6 protein-coding genes are annotated in these 9,048 nt (G+C 61.8%); 3 read left to right on the forward strand and 3 right to left on the reverse strand.

Annotated features, from left to right (window positions below; genetic code table 11):
• Positions 1 to 98: 98 nt before the first annotated feature.
• Positions 99 to 1,109 (reverse strand): aldose epimerase family protein, encoded by a 1,011-nt coding sequence (locus NG697_RS18075; protein ID WP_252608272.1) that lies wholly within the window; start codon positions 1,107 to 1,109, stop codon positions 99 to 101.
• On the reverse strand, positions 1,096 to 2,193 hold the full coding sequence (locus NG697_RS18080; RefSeq protein ID WP_252614861.1) for an ROK family protein: 1,098 nt from the start codon (positions 2,191 to 2,193) through the stop codon (positions 1,096 to 1,098). Before NG697_RS18080 ends, NG697_RS18075 begins: the two co-directional genes overlap by 14 nt.
• A 358-nt stretch (positions 2,194 to 2,551) precedes the next feature.
• On the opposite strand from NG697_RS18080, the gene NG697_RS18085 reads away from it, so the two are divergent.
• The 3 genes from NG697_RS18085 to xylB all read left to right on the forward strand — a co-directional run bounded on the left by NG697_RS18085 (position 2,552) and on the right by xylB (position 6,470).
• Positions 2,552 to 3,631, forward strand: a complete 1,080-nt coding sequence (locus NG697_RS18085) for a Gfo/Idh/MocA family protein (RefSeq protein WP_252608274.1) — start codon at positions 2,552 to 2,554, stop codon at positions 3,629 to 3,631.
• Between the two features lie 130 nt (positions 3,632 to 3,761).
• Positions 3,762 to 4,949, forward strand: coding sequence for a xylose isomerase (gene xylA / locus NG697_RS18090; protein ID WP_252608276.1), 1,188 nt, complete (start codon positions 3,762 to 3,764; stop codon positions 4,947 to 4,949).
• 102 nt (positions 4,950 to 5,051) lie between these two features.
• A complete protein-coding gene (xylB, locus tag NG697_RS18095; RefSeq protein WP_252608279.1) occupies positions 5,052 to 6,470 on the forward strand; it encodes a xylulokinase in 1,419 nt (472 codons plus the stop codon).
• Between the two features lie 1,060 nt (positions 6,471 to 7,530).
• Here the strand turns inward: xylB and NG697_RS18100 are convergent.
• The gene (locus NG697_RS18100; protein ID WP_252608286.1) at positions 7,531 to 8,799 is read right to left on the reverse strand and encodes an FAD-binding protein; all 1,269 of its coding nucleotides are present in this window, start codon (positions 8,797 to 8,799) and stop codon (positions 7,531 to 7,533) included.
• Positions 8,800 to 9,048 lie beyond the last annotated feature (249 nt).

Genomic DNA, 9,048 nt, shown 5'->3' on the forward strand with positions numbered 1-9,048 from the left:
CAGCTGTGACCGCCTCCTCCAACGCAACGCCAGTGAACGCAGTGCCCGGGTGCCGCAAACGGCACTCGCCTACTACGGGAGCGGCTTGAATTGGTCAATCATGTGGCGCTGAATCGGTAACAGCTGCTGTGGCGGTACTGGCGGCCTGCCGACAGAACAATCGAGGGAAACCCTGGGAGGGCAGGTGAATCAGGGATGTGCTGGGGCTCAAGGCAAAGAGCGTGTCCCGCACCAAAGATGGAACCGTTGCGCCCCGCTATTCTGGGCAGCCGGTTAGCGCTGTAGACCTGCAGTGACGGCTCGGATGTCAACAGCTCCATGGTGCGGCCGCTCGCCGGGTCGTAGAGGGTGGCGGCGAGCTGATGGCTGCCGTCGCGGGCATCCAGCACGTAGGTATGGTCCAGTCCCGGCCACGGCTCACCGCCCTCGGCGGGGAGCAGGTCTGCTATTGGGCGCCGTAGGCGATAATCGAGTGCCGTACCCGCCACGGGCTGCAGGGCGCCCGTGGGGATGAGGTCCGGGCCCGTCCGCAGTACGTTCTGCGCTGCAATCATCAGGTGGTGGTCTGTTACGGGGACGTTCCCACCGGCGAGATTCCAGTAGCTGTGATTAGTGAGGTTGACCGGCGTGGATTGGTCACACGCTGCCGTGAAGACCGTCCACATCTCATTCGTGTCTGTGAGCAGGTATTCGACGCGTGCGTACAAATTCCCAGGGTAGCCCTCCTCCAGATGGGGACTGACATATTCGAAGACGATGCCCTTGCCGCCGTCAGGTTCCGATTCGGTCACCGACCAGTCAACACGGTCGAAACTTCGGGAGCTGCCCCCGTGAAGATGGTTGTTTCCCTCATTTCGGTCGAGCTGGACGTCCAGATCGACCGAAACGAAACGTCCCCCCGCAATACGTCCAGCCACCCGGCCGATGGTGGCTCCAAGGTACAAATCAGTGTGGCGCTTGTAGGACTCCAGTGTGTCCAAGCCTAGGACCACATTGTCAGGTGTGCCGTTTCTGTCCGGCACCTGCAGCTCAACGAGGCGTGCACCGAAGCTGCTGACGGTCATAACCAGACCGCGACCGTTGCTGACAGTAAACTCATCGGCTGCCATTAAGGGCCGTCCTCTCTGACTCTTGGGAGGATTTGTCGGGCACCCTCCCTGCTTTCTGGGCTGATAAGCCAGCGGGATCGGCGAGAAGCGGTGAGAACGCTAGCTCCGCTGCCCCCACCATGAGAAGGTCGGCCCCCAGCTTTGGCCGGGAAATCGTGACGTCGTTCCATGACACTGGAAGGGCCTCATGCGCGACCACTTTGTGAAGGCGTTCGGGGTCCAGCGCATACAGGGATCCGAGGAAGCCTCCCAGAATAATCAGTCGCGGATTAAGAATGTTGATGGCGCCGCCAAGAGCGATGCCGAGAAAGTCCAGCTGTCGGTTCACTTCGGAACGGACCGCCAGTGACTTGGCGGCGAACAGTGCCTGTTCGAGTTCATCCGTGTCGGCGGAGGACAGGCCCAGAACCTCAAGCAACGCCAACCTTGTCACTTCTGACTCGAATGTGCCGCGGACACCGGCGCTGTCGGCCCTGCCGTCGCTACGTACACGAGTGTGGCCCAACTCTCCGGCATACCCACTGGTTCCGCCGAGTGCGACACCGCTGGAGATGACTCCTCCGCCGACGCCGCTGGCTCCGCCGTTGAGATAGATCATGTCGTCAATGCCACGGCCGGCGCCAAACGTCCGTTCTGCACGGGCGCCAAGGCTTGCATCATTGCCGGCGGAAGTGGGGTATCCGGTAGCGTCCGCCAGCATTTCCGTCAGCGGCTCGTCTTTCCACCCAAGATGCGGAGCCAGGCGGACCAGTCCGTTGCTCTGGCAGACCAAGCCGGGAACGGCGATTCCAATTCCAACAATGCGCGTTTCAGTCTGAAGGCCGCCCTGAATGCCCGCAATGATCGCCGAGGTGATGTTCACAGCTTCGCGAACCGTCGGAGGTTTCTCCGTGGGAAAACGGATGCGGTTCTGGACAACCCCTCCCAGCCCGACCACCCCCACGGTTACAGCGTCTACCTCGGGGTTCACCGCAATCGCGACCGTATCGGGGTTGGTTTGCACAACGGAGCTCGGCCGTCCTACCTGGCTGGTTGTCTCCCCCGAGGATTCTGTGACCAAGCGGAGATCAACCAGTTCGCCCACCAGGGCCGCTATGGTGGACCGGTTCAGCCCGGTCCGCCGGGTAAGTTGTGCCCTTGGGATGCTCCCTGCGTGATGTACCAGCGTAAGAATCGTGGACAGGTTGTGCTGACGGACACTGTCCAGGTTATTTCCCATTGCCTGCGGCCGTGGTCCGGCATCCCTGGGCGAAGAGAAGCTACTCGTCGACACAGCATCTCCAACCGTCGTGTTTCCTGCAGAGCCTCAATTGGACACCGTCCCTTCTAAGAGTGAGGGGTGAAGGACCGCAGAGTCCATTGAGTGGCCATCGCGTCCGTCGATCAAATTTTAATATGTAGTTTGCTTGAACAAATGCAGGATAACAGCGTACTCTTCAATTATGACTTCCATCACACCCGAAACTGAGGCAGACCGCCCTATCCGCGTCGGAGTCGTCGGATACGGTCTTGCAGGTAAAGTATTCCACTGTCCTTTCATCGAAGCCAGCCCCTCTTTCTCCTTGGATTTCATTGCAACAAATGACTCGAGCCGCAGGAGGCAGGCACAGCGTGACCACCCAAAGGCCACCATTGTTGCCGACTCCAACGAACTCCTGGACCACGCCCCTGGGCTTGATCTCGTCGTTCTAGCTGGCCCGCCCTCCACGCACCTCGCCCAAGGCATGGCCTTTTTGGACAGGGGAGTGGGTCTCGTTGTTGACAAGCCTTTTGCCGCGTCCGTGGCCGACGCTGAGCGGCTGATCCAAAAAGCCGAAGAGGCCGACAAACCGCTGATCGTTTTCCAAAACAGACGATGGGACGGAGATTTTCTCACCATTAAGAAGATCATCGCTGCCGGCGAGCTGGGAAAGATTTACCAATTCGAATCCAGTTTCGAGCACTGGGCGCCCGAGGCGGACACCAAATGGCAGGACGTTACACCCCCCTCACTTGGTGGCGGAGTGGCCTTTGACCTGGGAAGCCACCTGATTGACCAGGCCCTTGTCCTCTTCGGCCCGGTATCGAATGTGAGATCAGATCTGCGAACAGTCCGAGCCGGTGGCGGCAACGATGACGCTAGCTACATCGAACTCCATCACAAATCTGGGGTGTGCTCACGATTGTGGATGAGCAGACTGGGTGGCCAGCCCGGACCGCGGTTCCGTGTGCTGGGTACGGGGGGAGCTTACGTTTCATACGGGCTGGACGGTCAGGAACCAGCCTTGGCCTCCGGCCTTCTGCCGGACGACGACCGATACGGCATCATGCCCGAGGAGACCTGGGGAACGCTGGGGATCTCAGCCGCCGGTTACCCCCCACCCTCCAAAGTCCCTACCGAAAGGGGCAGCTACCCGGCCTTTTATGAGGGCGTAGCCGCCGCCATTCGTGGAACAGGCGCCGCACCCGTTGCTCCGCACGAGGCCCTGGAAGTTGTCAAAATCCTCGAACGCATTCACAAAGAATCTCCGGGGCACCCCTGACCAAGAGCCTGTCCCAAACGACTGGGCTCCGATATCAGGACCTCAGGCATGCGAGAGAACCGGTCCTATAGCTGGACCACGCTCAGCAAGCCAACCCAATCAATCCCACCATCCCAAAGAGGTGCTAGAAATGACAGTACAACCCACACCCGAAGACCGTTTCACGTTCGGCCTCTGGACAGTCGGATGGACCGGCGCCGACCCCTTCGGCGTTGCCACGCGTGCAGCACTGGACCCGGTCGAGGCCGTCCACCGGCTTAGCGAACTGGGCGCCTACGGCGTCACCTTCCATGACAATGACCTGGTTCCCTTCGATGCCACGGCGTCGGAACGGGAGCTGATCCTGAAGAACTTCAAGTCAGCTCTTGCCGAGACTGGCTTGAAGGTCCCGATGGTGACCACCAACCTGTTCAGCCACCCGGTCTTCAAGGACGGCGGGTTTACCTCCAATGATCGTTCCGTCCGCCGCTTCGCGCTGAGCAAGGTCCTGCGCAACATCGACTCCGCTGCCGAGTTCGGCGCGGAAACCTTTGTGATGTGGGGCGGGCGTGAAGGTAGCGAATACGACGGTTCCAAGGACCTGTCTGCGGCGCTGGACCGGATGAAGGAAGGCGTGGACACCGCCGCCGCTTACATCAAGGACAAGGGCTACAACCTGCGCATCGCCCTCGAACCCAAACCCAACGAACCCCGCGGCGACATTTTCCTGCCCACTGTCGGCCACGCCCTGGCGTTCATCGCCCAGCTCGAACACGGCGACATCGTGGGCCTGAACCCCGAAACCGGCCACGAACAGATGGCGGGCCTGAACTTCACCCACGGCATCGCCCAGGCCCTCTGGGCGGGCAAGCTTTTCCACATCGACCTCAACGGGCAGCGCGGCATCAAATACGACCAGGACCTCGTCTTCGGCCATGGCGACCTCACCAGCGCCTTCTTCACCGTGGACCTTCTGGAGAACGGCTTCCCCAACGGCGGCCCTCGCTACGACGGCCCGCGCCACTTCGACTACAAGCCCTCCCGCACCGACGGTTACGACGGCGTCTGGGAGTCCGCGAAGTCCAACATGGCCATGTACCTCCTCCTCAAGGAACGGGCCCTCGCCTTCCGCGCCGACCCTGAAGTGCAGGAAGCCCTGAAAACCTCCGGAGTCTTCGAACTCGGCGAACCCACGCTCACTGCGGGTGAATCCACGGCGGACCTGCTCGCGGACAAGTCCTCGTTCGAGGACTTCGACGCCAGCAAGGCAGGGGAGCGCTCCTTCGCGTTCGTCCGGCTCAACCAGCTCGCCATCGAGCACCTGCTCAACGCCCGCTAAGGGCGAAAGCACTCCATGCCCGCCGTCGGACCCGGTTTGTCCGGGTCCGACGGCGCACCACACGATTCGTTTTGATTCAAACCCTTTTGAAAGAACCCAGCCATGCCATTGGTCGCCGGAGTGGATAGCTCCACCCAATCCTGCAAAATCGTCATTCGGGACGCCGAAACCGGTGTTCTCCTCCGTAAAGGTTCGGCACGTCACCCCGAGGGCACGGAGATTGACCCGGAGCTCTGGTGGACCGCGCTACAGTCGGCCATCAATGCAGCTGGTGGTCTGGATGATGTGGCCGCCGTTTCGGTGAGCGGGCAGCAGCACGGGATGGTCTGCCTGGATGCCGATGGTGCGGTGGTCCGACCGGCACTGCTCTGGAATGACACCCGATCGGCCCCTGCGGCGCAGGCACTCATCGAGGAGACAGGCGGGCCGGCATTCTGGGCCGAGGCCACCGGGACTGTCCCGGTGGCCTCGATCACGGCGACCAAGCTGCGTTGGCTGGCGGAGAACGAACCGGAAAACGCAGCACGTACCGCTGCCGTTTGCCTGCCGCACGACTGGCTGAGTTGGCGGCTGGCGGGATACGGGCCGGGAAGCGGCGCGGAGGGGCTGGCCGCACTGCGAACCGACCGGTCAGATGCCTCCGGCACCGGATACTGGTCACCTGCCATGGGGAGTTATCTGACGGACGTCCTGGAGCGCACGCTCGGGCACGTACCGGCGCTGCCTCTCGTACTCGGTCCATTGCAATCAGACCTAAAGACACCCTCAGGTGCTCTGATTGGAGCCGGTGCAGGCGACAACGCCGGCGCAGCCCTGGGTGTAAACGCCGGCGTGGGCGATGTTGTCGTATCCGTAGGTACATCCGGTACGGTGTTCGCTGTCTCCGATACACCGGTCACCGATAAGTCAGGACAGGTGGCAGGATTTGCCGACGCAACAGGAAACTTTCTGCCACTTGTCTGCACGCTGAACGCTTCACGTGTACTTGATGCGACAGCCCGTTTGCTCTCCCTTGATGTTGCTGAACTTTCCCGGCTTGCCCTATCGGTACCCGCCGGGGCCGGCGGACTGGTCCTCATTCCTTACTTCGAAGGTGAACGGACACCGAATCTGCCAGATGCAACGGGTTCCCTTCATGGAATGACACTGGCAAATTTCACTCCGGGCCATCTCGCCCGCGCGGCTGTCGAAGGGGTCGTATGCTCCCTTGCCGATGGACTTGCTGCGCTCACCGATCAGGGAGTGACCGTCGAACGTCTCATCCTCGTCGGTGGAGGCGCACGCTCTGAAGCCCTGCAAGCAATAACTGCCGCAGTCTTCGGTCTTCCTGTCATTGTGCCTGAACCGGGAGAATATGTAGCGGATGGCGCCGCGCGGCAAGCCGCCGGGCTCCTAACCGGAGAGTTCCCCAATTGGGCCACCGGGGTTGCGCGGAAAGTTACCGCGTCGCCCACCCCCGAAGTACTCGCGCGGTACCGCGCTGCCGCCGCGAACGCCGCCCTTACTGGTGATCAAGAATAATCGGCTTCGAAAATATTTTCGGTCGTAGCGCCGCCGCTTGAAAATGACCCGCTCTGGCGCCATCTGGTGGCTTTGAAGTACGGGAGGCTCGTCCAAGCTCAAAAGCGAGCACGCAGAGAGGCTGGAATTGCAACTGAATGCAGATATTGCCCTCCATGCAGAACATTTGTAAACCAGCAGTTCAAAGGACCACTACCACAGCGCCCTGCGCGCTACCACGTGTTGCACGCAAACCGGGCGGTTGCTGCTGAACCGTTCTGCTCGATCATGTTCCCCCGGAATTCGCCGTCCTAGGTAGTAGGTCTTCGGACGCTCGTGCACCGGGACCCAGCTCCGCACTAGGCGCCCCGCCGGTGCAGCGGCTGCCGTGAATCCCAAGGATCCTCGATGAGTCGATCCCCGGGCCCCGTAGGTTTCTACATGGGCCTTCGTCGTGATGGGGACCGCAGGAAAAATGCGGGAACACGTGGGGCCGCCCTAACGAAGGGCGGTCACAGTGTCCACCGAGGTGGGGAGCGTGCCGGGCTACCCCCGTCGGTGTAGTTCACCAAGGCCCGGCACGGCCATTCCGATTCCCGCGATCCGGTAAGAGGCGTCCAGCTCCGAGCGCATACCCTCTGTGACGGCCGTTGCGGTGTTGACAGATTCCCTTGCGGTTGGGATGCGTTCGTTGGGAAAGCGGGTTTCCTTCCGGCGGCTTCCGCCGAGGCCGAGGAGACCGATTGTGAAGGCAGGAATTTTCAGGTACACGGCCATCGCCGCAGTCGACGGGCTCGGGTGAACCTCGGGGCTTGGCCTGCCCACCTGCGCTTCGCCTGAAGAGGCTGTCTCGTAAACAAGTCCCCGGCAACGAGCTGGCCGAGGAGGGTGCCCACTGTTGACCTGCTCAGTGCCGTCCTCTTGGTGGTCTGCGCGCGGCTCAGGACCCGGTGGTGATGAACAAGGGGGTAATCAGGCCAAGGTCGTTCCGGCAAGACGGATCCGTCTCGGCGGACGGCGGCAGCTGCTCTGTGACGGACGGCACGGACCGTGGAGTGGGGGAGGGCATCGTAGTGACCCATCAGTTGCCAAAGACTGTGTGCTTGAGGAAGCTGTTGCGGAACTTCCCGGCCGGGTCCAGCCGGTCGGCAAGGGCGATAAAGTCACCAAAGCGCGGATAAAGAGGCGCGATGGCTGAGACACCGCCGTGGAACAGCTTGCCCCAGTGCGGCCTTGCGGCAAACGGTGCGAGCTCCGCTTCAAGGAGGGGCAGGATCGCGTGGACGGCCGGCTGGTCCTGCCGCCACGTGAAGTGCAGGCCGATGCCGTCGCGGCCGTAGTTCGGGCTCAGCCACAGGTTGTCTCGCGCGATGGTGCGGATCTCGCCGATGAGCAGCAGTGGTGTGACGAGATCCGAGATCCTGCGCACGGTGCGAAGCGCGTCCACAGCGTGCTCGCGGGGGATGAGGTACTCGGTTTGGAGCTCCTCGCCCTTGCTTGGGTTGAATTCCATGCGGAAGTGAGCCAGTCTGTCGGACCAGGGCCCGGGCACGCCGAGCTGCTGGGTGCAGCTGCTGCCCGGGATTCCCGGTAACGGGTGCCGGTTCTCGGCAGCCGGACTTCCGCCGTGGAATCCGGATTCCGGGACCTCCTGTCTGGGGTCGCCGGTCCTGCGTTTGAGCCAGGCTTGGGCAATTCTCTGCCCGCTCCAGTCAGTGAAGAGGCTGACGCTGTAGGCAGACGACGTGACGTCGTCAAAGTTCTCGAGTACACGGTTCCAGTCGAGGTTCTCGTAAACGATTTGGAGGACCTGATAGCTGGGTTCGATGTCCAGGGTCAATCGGCTGACGATGCCCAGGGCGCCGAGACCCACCACCATGCCGTCAAAGTATGCGTCTCCGCGACGGGCAGAGAGGATGCTTCCGTCTGCGGTGACGACCTCAAGACTGGCCACGGCGCCGGCCAGATTGCGGTTACCGTCCCCGGAGCCGTGGGTTGCGGTCGCTACCGCTCCCGCTACTGAGATGTGCGGAAGGGACGCCAGGTTGTGCAGTGCGAAGCCCTGGCGCTGTAGCTCGGCCGCGAGGGCGCCATAGCGCGTGCCACCACTTACTGTCACCGTCATCCTCCGGGCGTCGACATGGATGCCAGAATCCAATCGGTCAAGGACGGCCAGCGTGCCGGAGGAATCGGCAATGTCATTGAACGAATGGCGGGAGCCCAGCGCCCGGACGCGGGTGGCGCCGGCAACGATCTCCTGCAGCTCCTCCACGCTGCCCGGATGGACGATCACAGGAGCCCGGTAAGTGTAGTTGCCTGCCCAGTTTCGTTCGGTTACGAGCTGCTCCATCGCGATTTCGTCCTTCGTCAGCGGTTCCCTATGAAATTGGTGTTCTACACAACATAACAACGATTGGGCCCGATTGCTGCTATTTGTAACAATCGCATACTCAAGGTGGTACTGCACGGTTTAGACCTTCGGCCGATGCTGCGCAGTGAGGTGTGTCAAGGATGTGAGACAGTCGCGTAGTTTCTTTTTGGTCAGGCAGCCGCGGGAAGCGGTTGCGCGGTTGGCGTGAAGGCCGCCATTGCGGTGGCC

This window comes from Pseudarthrobacter raffinosi (genome assembly GCF_023913835.1).
Taxonomy (GTDB): Bacteria; Actinomycetota; Actinomycetes; order Actinomycetales; family Micrococcaceae; genus Arthrobacter; species Arthrobacter raffinosi.

Bases quoted from the DNA above. Each gene is read 5' to 3' on its own strand.
- NG697_RS18075 (WP_252608272.1), bottom strand. From the start codon at position 1,109: ATGGCAGCCGATGAGTTTACTGTCAGCAACGGTCGCGGTCTGGTTATG.
- NG697_RS18085 (WP_252608274.1), top strand. From the start codon at position 2,552: ATGACTTCCATCACACCCGAAACTGAGGCAGACCGCCCTATCCGCGTC.
- xylA (WP_252608276.1), top strand. From the start codon at position 3,762: ATGACAGTACAACCCACACCCGAAGACCGTTTCACGTTCGGCCTCTGG.
- xylB (WP_252608279.1), top strand. From the start codon at position 5,052: ATGCCATTGGTCGCCGGAGTGGATAGCTCCACCCAATCCTGCAAAATC.
- NG697_RS18100 (WP_252608286.1), bottom strand. From the start codon at position 8,799: ATGGAGCAGCTCGTAACCGAACGAAACTGGGCAGGCAACTACACTTAC.